This is a genomic window from Knoellia pratensis (genome assembly GCF_042666395.1).
GTDB classification, from domain to species: Bacteria; Actinomycetota; Actinomycetes; order Actinomycetales; family Dermatophilaceae; genus Knoellia; species Knoellia pratensis.
In genome coordinates this window covers 473,573-490,956 of sequence record NZ_JBHTDJ010000001.1, presented here as the reverse complement: position 1 = coordinate 490,956, position 17,384 = coordinate 473,573, and the positions used below count along the sequence as shown (strand labels likewise).

7 protein-coding genes are annotated in these 17,384 nt (G+C 68.5%); all 7 read right to left on the bottom strand.

Annotated elements, in window-relative coordinates:
• Window positions 1-23: 23 nt before the first annotated feature.
• The 7 genes from ACFQRE_RS02240 to ACFQRE_RS02210 all read right to left on the bottom strand — a co-directional run bounded on the left by ACFQRE_RS02240 (window position 24) and on the right by ACFQRE_RS02210 (window position 17,381).
• A complete protein-coding gene (locus tag ACFQRE_RS02240; protein ID WP_380118408.1) occupies window positions 24-6,386 on the bottom strand; it encodes a fibronectin type III domain-containing protein in 6,363 nt (2,120 codons plus the stop codon).
• Window positions 6,383-8,794: a transglutaminaseTgpA domain-containing protein gene (locus ACFQRE_RS02235; RefSeq protein WP_380118405.1), complete on the bottom strand. Its 2,412-nt coding sequence runs from the start codon at window positions 8,792-8,794 to the stop codon at window positions 6,383-6,385. The genes ACFQRE_RS02240 and ACFQRE_RS02235 overlap by 4 nt, the downstream gene beginning before the upstream one ends.
• Complete coding sequence (locus ACFQRE_RS02230; RefSeq protein WP_380118402.1) at window positions 8,791-10,449, bottom strand: DUF58 domain-containing protein; 1,659 nt, start codon at window positions 10,447-10,449, stop codon at window positions 8,791-8,793. Before ACFQRE_RS02230 ends, ACFQRE_RS02235 begins: the two co-directional genes overlap by 4 nt.
• Before the next feature lie 2 nt (window positions 10,450-10,451).
• On the bottom strand, window positions 10,452-11,420 hold the full coding sequence (locus ACFQRE_RS02225; protein WP_380118400.1) for an AAA family ATPase: 969 nt from the start codon (window positions 11,418-11,420) through the stop codon (window positions 10,452-10,454).
• 460 nt (window positions 11,421-11,880) lie between these two features.
• Window positions 11,881-12,936 (bottom strand): hypothetical protein, encoded by a 1,056-nt coding sequence (locus tag ACFQRE_RS02220; protein ID WP_380118398.1) that lies wholly within the window; start codon window positions 12,934-12,936, stop codon window positions 11,881-11,883.
• A 409-nt stretch (window positions 12,937-13,345) separates the two neighbouring features.
• Window positions 13,346-16,228 (bottom strand): immune inhibitor A domain-containing protein, encoded by a 2,883-nt coding sequence (locus ACFQRE_RS02215; RefSeq protein WP_380118395.1) that lies wholly within the window; start codon window positions 16,226-16,228, stop codon window positions 13,346-13,348.
• 460 nt (window positions 16,229-16,688) lie between these two features.
• Window positions 16,689-17,381: a hypothetical protein gene (locus ACFQRE_RS02210; protein WP_380118392.1), complete on the bottom strand. Its 693-nt coding sequence runs from the start codon at window positions 17,379-17,381 to the stop codon at window positions 16,689-16,691.
• Window positions 17,382-17,384 lie beyond the last annotated feature (3 nt).

Here is a 17,384-nt window from a genome sequence, read left to right as displayed (position 1 = left end):
AATTCCCGCGAATCGAGCCATGGCTACCAGTTCACCCAGTCTGACGCGCCGGTCTGGCCATTCACGGTCGCGACGATCCGGATTCGGTTGTTGCTGTTCCTGGCGTAGATGCACCATCCTTCGACCGTCCCGCTGCCGGTGCTCGTGAACGAATACGGGCCGATGGAACCCTGTTGGTCCTCACAGGTGTAGGAGCCAGAGCCCGACGGGAACTCGGAGTAGTCGAATCTGACCCGCGGACAACCCGGGGCGTAGCGGCACGAACCCACACCATCGGCATCGACATAGTTCACGCCAGGACGAAGGTTCGTCACCTGGGGCTGCGGCGGAGGGTCGGTGGTCCTCGTCATGTCGAGCGTCGGTGACTGGCCACCCGCCGACCAGGCGGTGATGTGGATGGTGAGGTTCTGCGAGTAGCCGCCGCTGGCCGAGATCGAGTTGATGGGCCCGCCGTCGTAGTTGGCGGCGCCGGTGACCCGGACCCGGTTGATGGGGCGACCGTTGGTCGGCAGGTTCCAGTTGTAGGTCACGCTCTGTCCCGACGTCGATCCGCCATTCGGGGTGGGTTGCGGCGTCGGGCCGTAGGGCTGGACCGGGTTGCTGCGCGCCGGATTGGACGAGTGCGTGCCGTTGTCGGTCGTCACGGTGAACGACTGGTTCACGGTCCGCAGCACACTGGTGGTGATCGTGATCTGGCCCCCGGCTGGGCAGCTGCCGCAGGTGAACGTGCCCGAGGGGCCGTCCGAGGACTGCCACCGCACTGCCGTGAAGCCCCCCGCGCGGGGCTGGCCGAGGTTGACGACGAGACGGACCTTCTCGTTGTTGGACGGGGTGGATGCCGTCACCGAAGGGTCTGAAGGGATGCCGATCGAGGTGAACGACTGCACCGCGCTGTTGGGCGACTCGAGGTCGGCGCCGTTGGTGGCGGTGACGACGTAGTCGTAGACCCGGCCGTCGTACTGGACCTGGTCGGTCGCCTGGGTCGACGAGGCGGGCACCGTCTTGAGCAGGACCCACGCGCCACCGTTGACGCGGCGTTTGACCGTGTAGTTCTTCAGTGGCGGACCGTTGGGGCTGGTTGTGTTCCAGGTCAACGAGATCGCGGCCAGGTCCTTGTTGGCACCGGGTCCGTCGGGCGTCGCCTTGAATCCCGCCGGCGCAGGCGGGGTGCCCGCCGACTGCATCGTCGTCGCAGTGCCGAAGGGTCCCGGGCCGGCCTCGTTGTAGGCCTGGGCCGCAACCGAGTACTCACTCATGTTGTTGAGGCCGGTCACCGTCGTTGACGTCGCGGGCGCTGCGACCTCAGCCGTCCGGGGTGTGCCGCCGCCGGTGGGCACGAGCCGCAGGACGTACTTGGACACGGCCGAGCCCTTGTTCTCGGGAGGGGTCCAGTTGATCGTCAACGACCCGTCGCCGCGACTGACCATCGTCACGCCGTTGACCGGCCCCGGCTTGGTGTCCGGGCGGGCCGCGGTGCTCGGACCACCGGGATCGCCCTCGCCAACGATGTTCGTTGCGGTGACGGTGAAGAAGTAGTCCTTGCCGTTGGTCAGCCCATCGATCGTGCACGGCGACGCGGTGCAGTCGCGGGTTCCGGTGGACCCGCCGGTCCACTTCGCGGTATAGGTGCGGATGGGTGCGCCACCGTCGTAGGCGGGGGCCGACCAGCTGACCCGCGCCCGACCGCCAGCATCGCGATCGGCCTGCGCGGCAACGGTAGTCGGAGGATCGGGGCGACCGAGCATCGTCACACTCACTGCGCCGCTGGCGACGCGACCGGGGGCGTCCGACACGGAGAGCGCGATGCGGCCCGTGGGACTCGGCTTGGGCCCGGCCGACACGGTGATCGAACATCCGCTGCGGGAGACGGTGAGGCTGCGGCCGCTCGTCACGGAGGCCGCGTCCACCGAGCACTTGGCGTCCTTGAGTGGCGAGTCGAGGTAGGACCGGAGGTCGACCTGCTGGCTCTCGCCCTCCTGGAGCCCGTTGATCGTGATCGGGCGCAACCGTGGTGGCGGCATGTTGGCCAGCGGATCAGTGGCGCTGGCCTGCTGGCTGTTACCGAGGACCGTCACGTTCACGGCAGCAGTCACGTCTGATCCTGCGACACCGACACGCAGGACGCCCTTGCCGGAACGCGCACCCGACCCCGCGCTCAGGGTCACGACCCGCTCACCCGTCCCGTCACGCTTGAGCTCGACGTCGGCGGCTTCGCGCTCCCAGTCGGAGGTGAAGGCAACCTCATCCATCGACATGCCGACGGGGAGCCAGGCGCGGCACAGCGTGGGGATGTCGATGGCGCGTGGAAGGCCGCCGGCCAGAACCGTCACGGCCGTGGTCGGGCAACGCAGGAGCGGAACCTTGGGTCCGATCTGGACGGGAACCGACACGTAGGCCGTGTGGACGTCCTTCTGGTCATCGCTCATCTGGTCGGTGACCTCGAACATCACCGAGGCCGGACCGACGTACCCGCCGGACGACGTGAGGTTCAAGGTGCCGTCGGAGTCAGCGGTCAACCGGAGGTTCTTTGCGGGAGCAGCAGAGATGGTGCTCGCGGAGGTGATCCCCAGCGTGCGCGACTGCGGTGACTTCACGTAGTCACCCAAGCGGACGGTCTTGGTCGCGTCCTTGTCCATCTCGATGACGGCGCCTTCGACGACGAAGGGCGTGCCGCCTGTTCCACGTGGAACGTGGATGACGGCCATCGCCTTGGCGCCGTCCTCGTCCTCGATGACGTAGGCCGCGGTGTACGGGTGGTCGAGGATGCTCACCTGGACCTTGGAACCCACCATCTTGGCGTTCGGTGAGAGGACCTCCACGACCTTGAGGGTCGCCGGGTCGGAGTCGACGTCGGTGTCGTTGGCCAACACATCGACCACGGTCACGGCCTCGCCGCCCTTGGGCTTCGCGACATCATCGATGGCCGTGGGTGGGTTGAGGTAGTCCTTCTGCCCGCGCACCAGAAGGCTGGCCCGCGACGGGTCGAAGAGGCCGTTGGTGATCCCATAGACGAAGTCGTGGACCGGAGCCCCTTCCTCCGGGACCTTGGTCGACACGGTCTGGTCCTCGCCATCGACCTTCCACTGCGACATCTCGGAGCCGGGGTTGAGCTTCTCGTACTCGAGGTCGACGGAGTCACCGCGGGCGATGAGGTCGTTGGCAGTGATCGGGACCGTCACGGTCTTGCCGGGAGCAGCCGTCACCGAGTCGTCGATGGCCACGGGTGGCTGGGCATCGCCGGGGGCAACGACACCGACACGCACGAACGCCCGGCTCACCCCGCCGAAGCGGTCGACGACCTCGTAGTTGATGACCTCGGTACCCGAAGCCGTGGGGAAGGACTCGTAGCGGATCGTCGCCGGGCCGGTCGACACGATGCGTCCCAGGGTGACGGCCACCGGGCCACCATTCGTGCCGACGACACCGGTCACCCCGACGGTGTCACCGTCGGGGTCGACACCGGTCGTCGGAACGGTGATCGTCAGCGGGTCCCCCGCCGTGACCGAGGACGAGAAGCTGCGCGCCACCGGCACCTGGTTGGGGTTGGCCTTCGTCGGAAGCGGTCTGACGCGGATGGCGACGCGACCGGTCTGTGCGCGCTCCGGCATACCCTCGGGATAGGCCGCATATTCGACCGTGACCGGCTGTTCGGCAGTGAGCTTGGTGGCCCACGGCACGAAGCGGACGACGTTGCCCGACGCGAACGCCGTCTGCTGCACGCCCTTGCCGAGCACCTTGACGCTGTTGGGATCGATCTTCAGGGGGATGCCGTCAGCCATGGTGTCGTTGTCGAGGACGGGGACCGCGACAGTGTCGCCCTCGCGCACGACGGCCGTGTCGTCCTCGACCACGGGATTGAGGTCGAGAGAAGGCTTCTGGGTCACCGTGAGCTCACCGGTCGCCGTCTTGGACCCGTCGCTCACGGTGTAGCGGATCGTTCCCCGACGGGTGGCGTCGGCAGCCGAGCCAGCGGGTTCGAGCGCCACCACCCGGATCCACCGCCCCTGATAGATCGAGGCCTGCAGCCACGAGTCCTCACCCGTCGCGGCCGTCGCCCCCTGCGTGACGAGGACGTCCGCTCGAGGGCTGTAGTCATTGGCCAGCGGGTCGACCAGAGTCGGGGACTGGTCGCGCAGCGTCGCCGTGTCCCCCACCGCAACCGGTGGCGCCTCAGGGTCGGCCGCCTCAATGACGTCCACGCGGATGCGACCGGGAGTGACCCCACCACCGACCTGGGCGGCATACGAAAGTTCGAAGGTCCCCGCTCCGGATGGGCTCACGGTGACGACGTTGGTGTCGAGGTTGGTGTCGACGGTCAGCGCGCCGGCCGCCCGGACCTCGCCAGCAAGGTGCATCGTGTCGTCGGGATCGCCCGGGTCGGCGCCGGCAATGTCGTTGCCGAGCGGTTCGATCTGCAGCGACTTGCCCACGACGCCACGGATGACGTCGGGCTGGGTCACCGGCGGTCGGGCCCGCGTCTCCGTGAGGGCGATGACGTCGACAGGCACGGTGCCCTTGGTGCGACCACCGCGGCCGTCCTCGACGACGTAGTCGATCTTGCCCTTGCCGGGGGTGGGCGGCGCGAGGTAGGCGAGGCGGCCCTGACCATCGATGCTCAGCGACTCACCGTCAACGGTGGCGATGACCGGGTCGGACTCGGGGTCACGCCAGTCGGCGACGACGGGGACCGCGAGGCGCTTTCCGGCAAGAACGGGGTATGCCGTCTTGGCCAGCTTGGCCTGACCCTCGCGCAGGAACGGGGCGTTGTTCGACGTCTCGGAGGCGATGCTCACCTTGACGGTCGCGCGTGCCTTGGCCTTGACCTTGCCGTTGCCCACGAGATAGGTGAACTGGAACGGCGCATCCGTGCCGGCCGGCACCGTGACATCGATGCTCTGGCCGTCGGCCGACACGGAAGGGCGGATGTCAGGATCGGAGGTCGCGCTGACGTCGCGGGGGTCGATCGCGAGCACGGACCCGGCGGCGTCGGTGTCGTTGTCGAGGACGTGGAGCTTGCTCGTGCGACCTGCCCGGACCGTGAGGTTGTCCGGCTTTGCCGTTGGTGGCTGTTGGGCCACGGCGTCGTCGACGAGGTTCTTGTCCTTCTTCTTGTTGTCCTCGTCACGCTGCGGCGGTGGGATGAGCGCATCCCAGTTGTCGATCTTCTGCTTGTCGCTCTGGACGTCCCACGCGGAGCCGTTGTCGAGGTCGTTGAGGACGATCAGACCACGGTTGACGCGGAAGGCGACGCCGTCGCGAAGAGGCGTCTCGCTGACGTTGTCGATGGTGCCGGTGGGCACGGGCTGCTCGCGGCCACAGTTGACGCCGTAGAAGACCTTGCCCGGCTCGGACCAGGCACCGTGGACACACCCAGCCAGCGCCACCGGGTGCGCCGGGAGGGGAACGGTGCCGCTGCGGTTCATCTGCTCGGAGACCTCGACGCCGCCGCTGGCGGTCCCTCCAGAGAGCCGGACCATACGCAGGGTGCTCCCACCGGCGACCGCGACGGAATCGGCCTTCGGCCCGGGAAGCTGCACCGCGGCATACGCGGATTCGCCCTCGGCAGAGGCGATCCCTGCGGCAACACCGTCGGTGTGACCACTGCTGTGGACGGCGTCGCGTGCCGGGTCGTAGACCGCCCAGGCGGACCCGAGAGCGGTGACCTGGAGCCGGTTGCCCTTGGCGCCGCTCGGTTCGGTGACCGGCTTGGTGAAGGCCCGGCCGCCGGGGCGGATCGTCGTGACACTGCCCTTCGCGCCCGACGCGACATGGATCGCACCGTCCTGACCCACAGCCAGGACCGCGTCCCCGCCGACCGTGGCCAGCGGCTTGGCACCCGTGCCCAGGCCAGAGAGGTTCTCGATGCCCTTGCGTGCATCGACCCGCTGCGCCCAGACCTTGCCGGACTTGGGATCGACGGCCGCAATCGTGCCGCCGCGCAGGTCGACGAGGGTGGGCGAGATGCGCCCGGGTTCGCGTGACGGGACCGCCGGAGCGGTCGCCGTCTCTTCGCGGAACTGCGCCGTCCGCACGTCGATCGGCTGCAGCTGAGCCGTCGCCTTGGACCACGCGATGACGGCCGACCCGTCCTGGAGCACGTCGAGACCCGACCCCGGCGCGACATCCGCCGCCACCCCCGCGTCGAGCTGGGACGCGGCCTTGTTGAGTCGACCGAACTTGGCCTGCACATCCGAGGTGATCCACACCCCGCCATCACCGACGTCGGCCTCGTGGACCGTCGCCCCCTGCGACGTCACGGCGGCGTAGCCCATCGTCGACGCGGCGATGACGACCACCGCGGTCGACGCGATGCGCGCCCGGCTGCGCTCCCGGCGTGTGGATCGTGTCGCCGGGGTGTTGCGGTTGGAGCGGCCGAACAGACTCACAACGACCCTTCGGCGCTGCTCGTGCGGCGCAGGGACGGCAGGCTGGGGAGACTGCGCTTCGTGCGGGGCGAGCCGTCGCGCTCGAGGAGCGGCCGGATGCTGATGTCGGAACGCAGGGCGCGCCATGTCGACACCGATCCGCGCAGCTCCTTGCGGACGGCGTCGGCGTCGGCGAGGAGGGACGTCGCCATCTCGGGCTCAGGGTCCCCGGGGCCGAAGACCGCGAGGTTGGCCCCGGTCGCGATGGGTTCGGCAGCGACGGTCTGCGGGAAGGTGGTCGCCTGCTCGAGCCGCGTCGCGCCCTTGGGCACGGCGATGCCCAGACTGCGGGCATCGGTGACAAGGTCACGCCACACCCATGCCACCCGCGACGGAGTGGGACCGGTGCTCGCGTGCTTGCGCCGGCGGCGAGCCTTGAGCCAGCGAATGACGGCGTATGCCGCGAGCGCCAGGAGGATCGGCAGCACCAGTGCGAGCACGAGGATCTTGAGCCAGAGCGGCCAGGCCCCGAAGTCGAGCGGGTTGCGCTTCTTCTTCTTGATGTCCGTGGCGTTCTGGGCCTGGTCCGGACCCTGGAGCACGGAGGGCGGGTTCACGCCTGCCGGAGGGGGCACCTGGGCGCCGACCTTCTGCTCCTCGGACTTGAGCTGCTGCTCGTTGGGCTTCTTGTTGCGGTCGGGGAGGAAGGTCGTCGGCAGGAGCGCGTGCCACGTGCCGTTGCTCTCCTGCACCTCGACCCAGGCGTGGACGTCCTTGCCCTTGATCGTGCCTCCGGCCTCGGGGATGGCGCCCATGACGACACGGCTCGGGATGCCGAGGCGGTTGCCGACGAGGGCGAGGGTCGAGGCGTACTGCTCGTCGTTGCCGGCGAGCTGGGTCGAGCCGACGAAGCGGCTGAGGCGACCGAGGCCGTGGCCGGGGAGGTAGACCTTCTCGTAGGAGTTGGGCGTGCCACCGTCGGTGTAGGCGCCGTCCTGCGTCATCGTCTTGGCGACCGCCACGAACTTCTCCCAGGACCCGCTGGCCTGACCGGTCCAGGCGTCGAGCTTGGCGTCGAGGAAGGTCGTGTCCTCATTGACCTGACCACCACTCGCGACGTCGAGCTCGGCGGGGAGCTTGGCCGACCAGTCCTTGGCGTCGAGGATCGCGTCGAAGGTGTAGGTGTCGCCGGGCTGCACGAGCGCCGGGACGACCGCCGTCTCGGTGGCGGTGTTGAGCCAGAGGGCGTCGGCGAGGTCGTTGCTGCGGGCGCCGGTGAACTGGACACCGGTGGTGGAGCCGGCCACGGGAAGCCACGCACCGGCATACCCGCCGTCCGGGACGGTGACGGTCGCCGTGACCTTGTCACCCGTGGATCGGGGGGCGATGCGGGATCCGACCTGCTGGAACGGCGTGCCGTCGAGCGCGCGGTCGGCCGCACCCCAGACGAGGCCGTCGTAGTTGTCGAGGGTGGCGAACCGCACGGGCGTCCCAGCCGGGAGGCCGGTGACCTTGAGGATCTCGGCGTCGAAGAGCTTGGAGGAGTTGGGCTCGGTGTACTGACGGAAGCCGGACAGGGGGCTCGTGAACTGCGCGACGTCGTAGGGCGGGGTCAGCTCGTTGCGCACGACGGCGCGCGCGGTTCCCTCGTCGGTGCCGGGAAGGAACTGTCCAAGGAGCGAACCCGCGAGAGCCGCGACGGTGAGGAGCACGACACCGGTGATGGTGCGGGCCTGGCGACCGGCGCCGTTCTGCATGGCCGCGCGGGTGCGCGCGGCCCGGGCGACGAGCCAGAGGATGAGGACGAGCGCGAAGAGCACGCCCTGGACGAGCTTGGCTGCGGGTTGCTGCGTGCCGAGAGCGATGCTGCCGATGAGTAGGACGACCGGAGCCAGTGCAGCAGCGCCCACGCTCGCGAACCGTCGGGCAACCCCGTAGGTGATGGCCGATCCGAGCAGACCCGTGAGCCACGGCAACGCCACGAGGGGACCGCGCGCGTCGACCGGCGGGAGCAGGGTGAGCCACTCCTTCCATCCGGTCACCGGTGCCACCGCGAGGTCGCGCAAGGTCTGGAACGTCGGCACCACTCCCCCGAGCAGGTCACCGCGCACGGCCACCGGCCCACCGAGGACGAAGTGGATCGCGACCAGGACGAGGGCCGTGATGACCAGGGGCCAGGACCGGATGAGGGCGACGTGCGCGACGAGCGTGCCAAGGACGACACCCACCGCTGCGGCGACCATCCACTCCCAGCCGATGAAGCCGGTGCGGAAGCCGACCAGCGCGATCGTGACGAGCACGAGCGCAAAGGCGAGATCGGCGAGCGCGTCGCGGGACGGCATACCCAGGATCGAGGGCCGGTCGGCCGACGGACGGGAGCGGCGCTCCCTGGCGAGGGACCGGCGACTGGCGGTGGCGTCGACACTCATGCAAGGACTCCACTGAAGAGGACGCGGCGGACATCGCTCAGCTCACGCACGGTGAGGATCGTCAGACCGGCGCCACGGCGGACACCGACCTGCGCGTCGGGGTCGATGACGAGCGCGACCTTGATGACCTCGACCTCGAACTGGGCGAGCGCCCGCTGGACCTGGATGAAGGGGCGGTGGGAACCCGTGACGAGGATCGCGATGCTGGCATCGGGGGCCAGGGCGGCGGCGTCACCGGTCGAGGCGAAGACGTCCATCGGGCCGACGCTGGCGCGCGCGAACGTGTCCAGGGTCAGCGGCGCGGTGGAGCGGGAGATGCGCTGGTCGTTGCAGACGATCGTCGTGTCCTGCTCGTCCATGATCGAGCGGACGGCGAGCGAGGCGGCGCAGGAGATGGCGAGCTCAACGGCCGCGTCCTCACCGGTGTAGACGTCCGGGGACGTGTCGACGACGACGGCGAGGTGCGAACGGCGGGTGTCGAGGAACTGGCGGACGAGGAGTCGGCCGTGCTTGGCACTCGAGCGCCAGTGGATGTAGCGGCGGTCGTCACCTGGCTGGTACTCGCGCAGCGCGTGGAAGGCGAGGTCCGACATCGAGAGGTCGGGGGTGACCTCACCCTCGAGGTCGCGCAACAGACCTGCACCGAGGGACTCGAGCGAGGTGGTGAGGGGGTGGACGAAGAGCTCGCTCTGCTCGGTCCACTCCATGGTGCGGCGGACGAGGCCGAGCGGGTCACCGTGCACGGTCGTCGCCGGGCCGACCTGGATGACGCCGCGGCGCTCGGTGGGGACGACGAACAGTTCTTCGTGGGACTTGCCGGACCCGAGCGAGGGCAGGGTGAAGCGGGCGGCCGATCGGCCGACGGGCAGCTCGACGAGCAACGGGAGCATGCCGCGGCCGGAGAGGTTGCGCACCTCGATGCGGCCGGTGGCGGGTTCCCCGACGGTGACGCGAGTCGGATCGACGTCGGTGCGGATCTCGACCTTGGCGCGACCGATGGCCAGCGCGACGCAGGCCAGGAAGAGCACGAGGCAGGCGACAGCGATCATGGCGAGCTCGGTCCACTCGTAGCGGCTGGCAAGGAACCAGGCGACGATGCCGAGACCGAAGACGGTCCATCCGAGCGGTGACACCCAGGCCAGGGTCTTGGAGACCGGTCGCCACACCGGCGCCGTCTTCTCCGCCAGTGGCTTGATGCGGTCGCCGGTGAGGTCGAGGATGCGAGCGCCGGTCTGGGTGATGGCCGAAGGGATCTGCACCCGGGGCAGCGTGATGGTCGGCAGCTCGGGGCGTCGACGCGTGGAGCGGCTGGGGGGTGCTGCGCCGCCGCCGATGGGGGCGTCGTTGCGGTGCACGGCCTGGGTGTCGACCTCGGGCTGACGCAGGCCGAGGATCGAGCGCCACCGCGAGCCACCGGTGGCCGTGGCCCCGGACGAGCGCTGGCGACTCGGTTGCTTCTGGGCCGGGCGGACCTTGAGCGAGGAGCGGGAGACGGTCGACTCTTCACCGTCGACGGGCGCCGACGCCGGAGCAGGCGTCCGTGACCGTTTGCTGCGCGCCGCGGTCGCGGTCGCGTCGGAGTCCGACCTCCCGGCCCGCAGGTCGGAACGTCGAATCGTGGCCGACTCCTCGTCGGGCCCCACCGGATCGGACATCGTCAGGCGACTCGCTCAGTCGGAGGCGCGACCTCGCCCAGGATCTGGTTGATGACCTGGTCGACGGTGATGCCAGCGAACTGGGCTTCGGCCGTCACGAGCAGACGGTGGTTGAGGACCGGGTGGGCCAGCATCTTGATGTCGTCGGGGATGACGTGGGTGCGACCCTGGCCGATGGCCCAGGTCTTGGCGCAGCGGACGAAGGCGAGGCACCCACGCACGGACAGGCCGAGACGCACGCTGACGTGGCGACGGGTCTCCTCGGCGAGGCGCGACACGTAGTCGAGGATCGCGTCGTCGACGTGGACCTCGTCGGCGAGCTCGGCCATGTCGAGGATGACCTGCGAGGTGACCACGGGCTCGAGGGCCTTGGTGCGGTCACGCGTCTTGGCGTCGCGCAGCACGCGCACGGTCGCGTCGTGGTCGGGGTAGCCGAGGGTCGTCTTCATGAGGAAGCGGTCGAGCTGGGCCTCGGGCAGACGATAGGTACCGGCCTGCTCGATGGGGTTCTGGGTGGCGACGACCATGAACGGCTCGCCGACCTCGTGGCGCGTGCCGTCAACGGTGACCTTGCCCTCCTCCATGACCTCGAGGAGCGCCGACTGCGTCTTGGGTGACGCGCGGTTGATCTCGTCGGCGAGGACGATCGTCGCGAAGATCGGTCCCTTGTGGAACTCGAAGACCTTGGTGTTGGGGTCATAGATCGTCACACCGGTCACGTCGCTCGGCAGCAGGTCCGGCGTGAACTGGATGCGGCTGTTGGTGCCGTGCACCGTGCTCGACAGCGCCCGCGCGAGCTGCGTCTTGCCGGTCCCGGGGAAGTCCTCGAGGAGGAGGTGCCCCTCGGAGAGCATGCACGTGAGCGCCAGTCGAATGACGTGCTCCTTGCCGAGCACGGCCTTGTCGACGTTGCTCACCATTGCCTCGAAGGTCTTGGTGAACCACGCGGCCTGGTCATGGGTGACCGTCATGGGTCAGGGTCCTCTCATCGCAGTGGTGGGGCGACACTGTCGAATGAGGGAGCCCGTGTGCTGACCCCCGCAACCCGCTGTGCCACCCCCCGTGGGTGCTCACACACCTGCGGACCCCTCGATGCGTCAAGAAGTCACACGTATGCCGTGACGAATGCTACCGGCTGACGGGCACCGTTTTGTATGGGTGTCCATACCCACTTCGTGCCCCGCACGGACACGTCCACGCGGACTTCGTGCCCCGCACGGACACGTCCACGCGGACTTCGTGCCCCGCACGGACACGTCCACCCCATCTTCGTGCCCCGCACGGACATCGGGGTATGCCGTCCGCTCCAGGTTGTGCCGCCTCGCGTCACGTCTTCGTGCCCCGCACGGACATTGGGGTATGCCGTCCACCCGCCGATCTGCACGGCTCACCTTCCGACTTCGTGCCCCGCACGGACATCGGCGACGGCGCTCACCACACCTTGGGCGCGAACTCCGCCGTCAGCAACCGACGCCACTGCCGAAGGTCCTCCTCCACAGCGCACTCGGACAGTGGCCGATCGCAACAGCTGCAGGCGAACTCGGCCCTGACGCCCGCGAGTCCGTCGGCCCGCGCCGCTGCGCGGAAGCGCCCGTGGACCTCCGCCCCGTCCATCGCCTGGCGGGGTGTCCAGCGCACGACACCGAGTCCGAGCCCGACGAAGCCCTCCTCGCGCACCTGCTCGTCGTCGAGGCGACGCTTTACCGCCTCGGACGTCGCGCCGTCGATGAGGTACTTCTCCACCCCGTCGGCCTCCCCCACGACACCCTCATCGGGCCACAGCGCATCGCACCGCCCGACCAGGCACCCGTCGGGATCCACAATGTTGACCTGTGGAATCGCGATCGGCAGGCCCCACCGATGGGCCGACCATGCGGACGCCGACTCGAGCCAGTTCTCGCGACGCCCGTCGGCGAGCATCAAGATGTCGTTCGACTGGGTCACCCCCGGCCAGCCGCGCTGAAACCGTCGCATCTCAAGCAGGCTCGTGTGCGTGACCATCCCGGCGCGCAGGGCTCCGTCGGCAATGGCGAGCGCATCTCGCGGGTGGAGCTGACGCGCGCAGTCGATGACGGTACGGGCACGGACCAGGCGCGGACTTCCATCGCGGATCTCCACGTGCTCGTAAGGAATGGCACCCCGCAGGAAGCGACGCCAACTGTCGGCACGCAACGTCCGGGAGTCGTCCATGAGCGTCATCGACACCCTGGCCGGGGGGTGGGTCGGATGGGGGAGGCCCAGCAGCGCGGCGTCGCTCGCATGACTGACGATTGCGTCCTTCGTCAGTCGCACGGCCGCCTCGGTAAGTAGCCGATGCTGCTTCCAAGCCGGCGCTGCCTCCCAAAGCGAGCGATCGGCATACAGGCGACTTCCCACCACGGTGACGCTGCCGGCAGCGGCGGCACGAAGGACCTGGCGCGGAGACAGGTCAGCCGCGACGACATCGGGATGAGCAAAGGGCTGGGGCAAAGAGGCGAAGGCATTCATGCACCAACACTTCATGGACGGGCTGGCGAGCGGCAGCCCCAAACAGTCGCCTGTGGACAAACTTCGACCGCAGAGGGGCCTGTGGACAACGCCGGACTGTGTCCGTACGGGGCACGAAGTCGGGTTCGGCCGTGTCCGTGCGGGGCACGAAGTCGGGTTCGGCCGTGTCCGTGCGGGGCACGAAGTCGGGTTCGGCTGTGTCCGTACGGGGCACGAAGTCGGGTTCGGCCGTGTCCGTGCGGGGCACGAAGTCGGGTTCGGCCGTGTCCGTGCGGGGCACGAAGTCGGGTTCGGCCGTGTCCGTGCGGGGCACGAAGTCGAGGGAGCAGTACACGGCATACCCGAAAATGGCAGCGGGCCCGCACCCCCACGAAGGGGGATGCGGGCCCGCTGGTTGGTCCGCTTCTGGCTAGTTGGCCTTCGGCGGAGTGATGTAGAGGTTGGCGGACTGGTTCCCGCGGTACGTCTTGGTGACGGATACGCCGGTTCCGTAGCCCACTCCCGCGTCGGACGGGTTACCCGTGCCGAGTGGGGAGATGGCCCCGACGTCCTCGCCGTAGTACTCCGGCAGCGGCTTGCCCGCAGCATCCACGACTCGAACGCTGTAGACCTTGTTGCCCACGGAGGGCACCACGGTCGAGGCGTCGGCGTCGCGGTACCAGACGTCCATCCCTTCCGGGCCGGGCCGAAGCTCGAAACCCGGGTACCAGCCCTTGTTGTCCGTGAACGAGGTCACCTTCGGCAGGACGCCGAACGTGTTGCAGACCTCGCCGGTGAAGTCGGCCTTCGTCGAGCACTCCTTGAACGGGTAGGTCCCGAACGTGTTGAACGCGGCGTTGGACGACTGCGGACGAGAGGCAAGGTTCTTCAGTGTCGACGGGTCGAGCGCTGCATTCGCGCCCGTCCGGCGCAGCGGGTCGAAGTGGCTGTCGACGATGAGCAGCCCGCCCTTGGCGCCCTCACTCGGAAGTGACGTGAGGTTGTTGAGCACGTGGTTGGCGTTGCCGTACGACGTGTCGCGGTACCAGACGAGGGCACCGGGAGCGTTGTACTTGATCTTCTCCACCTTCCACGCGCCTTCGGCACCGAGCTTCTGGTAGGTGGTGTCGTACGCGTACTGCAGGCCCTTGTCGAAGCCGTCCAGGTTGCGCCACTCGACCAGGTAGTACTGGGCGTAGTCGCTCGAACCCGGGTCGATGACCCAGCCGGCACCCGTGGTGTCGGTGTACGTGCCCACCACTGCGGTCCAGCCGTGGTTGGCCTCGGCGTCGTCGGTCCAGACGGTCGAAGGACCGTTGGTCAGGGACAGGTCGTCCAGGAACCAACCCTTGTCCTCGAAGCCTGCATCGGTGACGTAGAGGAAACGCACCTTGATGTTCTGACCCGCGAAGGGCGTGAGGTTGGCGTAGAGGTGCTCCCAGTTCGCCATGGTGCCGGTCAGGCCGTACTTCTTGTTGCCGTAGTCAGCCATGCGACCGTTCGGGTCGGCGTAACCATCGGGCGTCGTGGCCTCGGCACCGGCGGAGTCGTAGAGCTTCTGCTCGCTCCACGTCGTACCACCGTCGGTCGAGACCTCGAAGAAGCCGTAGTCCCAGTCCTCTTCGATGGAGCCGGTGTTCCAGGACCAGAACTTGGCATCGGTGGAGCCGGCCGGAACCGAGACGTCACGCGTCAGCGTGTTCTTGGCCCACGACTGGTCACCACTGGAGAACCACATGTTGGCGCCGCTGTGCGGCACGGCCAGGGCGACGTGCTTCGGGGGCAGGTTGATCTTGACCCCGTCTGCCGAACCCTTGGGGGTGCGGCTGGCCTGTCCGACCTTGACCGTCCTGCCCTTGTCGCCGGGGTTGACCTGAAGCGGGTCGACCCAACCGAGCACCCACTTGTCCCAGATGCCCATGTGCGTCGGCATCGACTGGAAGATCGGGCCCGAGTGCGAGCCGGAGCTCATGAGGTCCCAGAAGTCGACGTCGGAGTCGCCACCGGAGGCGGTGTCGTAGAGGTCCGGCAGACCGAGGTCGTGGCCGTACTCGTGAGCGAACACGCCGACACCCGAGTCCTCGGGCTGGACGATGTAGTTGGACAGGGTCAGGTTCGTGCCGGGCACCGGAGCGCCACCGGCCACGGCCGAGGAGTGCGCCCAGATGGCGTAGGGGCCTTCGGCGCCGCCACCACCGGACTTGTCCTCACCGGCGTGGACGAGCACGACGTGGTCGATGACACCGTCGGGCTCGAGGACGTTGCCGTCACCGTCGCGGTCGCCCTGGTCCTCGAGGTCGTAGTCGGCCCAAGGGAAGTTGGGCTGTGCCTGCGCGAGCGAGGCCACGGCGTCGATGGGGAGCTGGCCGGGTCCGAGCGGGTTGTCCGGGTGACCCTGCATGTCCTGCAGGGCGCCGGGGACCCAGACGCCCTTGTCGTCCTTGTGGCACACGGTGGCGCCGTAGTAGGCCTCCGAGTGCGGGACGGTGATCCACGGGGTGGCCGCGCCACCCACGGTGTAGGCACCCTTGGACATCTCTTCGTACATGTTCTTCATGGTGTAGCCGGAGATGTTGATGCCGGGCTTGCCGTCAGGACCCGTGAGGTCGGGGCGGACGCGCTCGGTGATGCCCGTCTTGGTGTAGAGCATCTTGTTGTAGTGCTCGGACGAGAAGTCCGAGACCCACATGGAGTTGTTGTCCTTGAGTGCGCTGGTCGCCGGGTCGGGGATCTGGTTGTGCGTCGGCCCGTTCTGGGTGTTGCCGGCCACACAGCCCTGGGCACCGAAGCCGTCGGGGACCATTGCGCCACTGAAGTCGTCGTTGGCGCTCTCGTTGAACTCCACGAGGATCGTCAGCAACTTGGCCTGCTGCGTCGCGGGTGCCTGCTTGTACTTGTTGAACTTCGCGGCCGTCTGCGCCTTGAGCGCCTTGGGGCTCTGCCCCGTCTTGATCGCCTTGGCCTCGAGCTTGGCGAGCTGTCGTGCCGCGACCGGGTTCCCCTGGCTGTGCTTGCGGTCCACGACCTTGGCCTTGGCGAGCGCATCCTGCTGGGCCTGACCGGCCTGCTTGCTGACCGTCTTGCCCCTGAGCTTCACGGCCTTGTCGGTCGAGAACGCACTTTCCATCCGGGGTGCGACGTAGTTGATGTAGCCCTCTCCCACGGCTGCATCGACGCCGGAACCGACCGGACCTGTATTGGGTGCTGCCGCCACCGAGCCCGACCCCAGGGTCAGTCCAGTCGCGGCCAGTGCAACTGCGGGCGCGATTGCGAGGTAACGCCACCGCGCGCGCGTGGATCTGCGAGCTGTCATGTCTCTCCTCCAAGAACCGGACCTCAGCCCGGGTGCCCGCACTCCATTGCACGGACTTCTGTGCATCCTGCCGTTCCCGCGCCGCTCGCGGAAGCCTTTCGCGGTGAACGGTCCCCCATCGCGCAAATTTCACCACCGATCCCGTATGCCGCCCGCCGACCCAAACCCATCACCTCGAGTGCCATCGTGGCCCCGTCAACACCCCGCCCGTATGCCGCGTGCCCACCCCGGACTTGAGGCACCTAAGCCTTCGCGCCCAGCCGGCATCCCGATGTGCTCGGCTTTGTCCTGCGGGGCACGTGGGTGCCCAGCGACCAGCGCGTATGCCGGTTCGCCGCTGGCTGGGTCTGGCGGGAGCGCGAAGTGCGGTCTACGCGCGCAGCGCGGATGGGATGGCGGCGAACCGGCATACGCGCACGGGAACCCAACGGCATACGCGATTGAACGCGCTGCGCAGACCTCAGTCGAGCAGGGCGAGATCCGCTTCCGTGACCATGCGCGTCGACAACGCGTGCTCGACGAGGCGCGACTTGCGGTTGCTGGCGAGCTTGCCGGGTCCTCCGTGGAGTCCACGCGTCCCGGCGTCGGCGAGCTTCTGACACACGTTGTCGAGCTTGCGGTTGAACTTCGTCGTGGTCCAGCCCAGGCGGGCAGCGGCCTTGGCGGAGGACGGGATCTGGCCCTGGCCGGCATACGTGGTGCGCACGAAGCTCTCGCAGAGCGCGACGATGAGGAGCTTCTGGTCGGGGGTCATCGACACGCGGCCGACGGTCGTCTCGCCCGGGGAGTCCTCGGGTTCGAGCTCGGGCTCGGTGACGATCGAGGTGAACGTCGCATCGTCGACTGTGATGTCGAAGTCATAGGTCGTCGGGCCAGCGGTGAACCAGACGGTGAACGCCTCGAGGGCGAGGGGGATGCGGGCGCCGGGTGAGAGCCACGCCTGGAAGAGGCCCTGGCGATCGCCGACGGTCGCGGTGAGGGTCGAGCCGACGTTGGAGAGCCACCACAGGTCGTGTTCGCGGTGGACCTGCAGGAAGACGCGGTGCAGGTAGGGGTTGTCGTCGATCTCGACGTCGGCGACGCGCCCGATCGTCAGGGGGGCGTCGTCCGGAGCCCGGAACTCCTCGCCGCAGAACTCCACGATCACTGCCATCGG

What these genes read in the sequence shown, in the direction of transcription:
- ACFQRE_RS02235 (WP_380118405.1), bottom strand. Translation starts at nt 8,794, where the DNA reads ATGAGTGTCGACGCCACCGCCAGTCGCCGGTCCCTCGCCAGGGAGCGC.
- ACFQRE_RS02230 (WP_380118402.1), bottom strand. Translation starts at nt 10,449, where the DNA reads ATGTCCGATCCGGTGGGGCCCGACGAGGAGTCGGCCACGATTCGACGT.
- ACFQRE_RS02225 (WP_380118400.1), bottom strand. Translation starts at nt 11,420, where the DNA reads ATGACGGTCACCCATGACCAGGCCGCGTGGTTCACCAAGACCTTCGAG.
- ACFQRE_RS02220 (WP_380118398.1), bottom strand. Translation starts at nt 12,936, where the DNA reads ATGAATGCCTTCGCCTCTTTGCCCCAGCCCTTTGCTCATCCCGATGTC.
- ACFQRE_RS02215 (WP_380118395.1), bottom strand. Translation starts at nt 16,228, where the DNA reads ATGACAGCTCGCAGATCCACGCGCGCGCGGTGGCGTTACCTCGCAATC.
- ACFQRE_RS02210 (WP_380118392.1), bottom strand. Translation starts at nt 17,381, where the DNA reads ATGGCAGTGATCGTGGAGTTCTGCGGCGAGGAGTTCCGGGCTCCGGAC.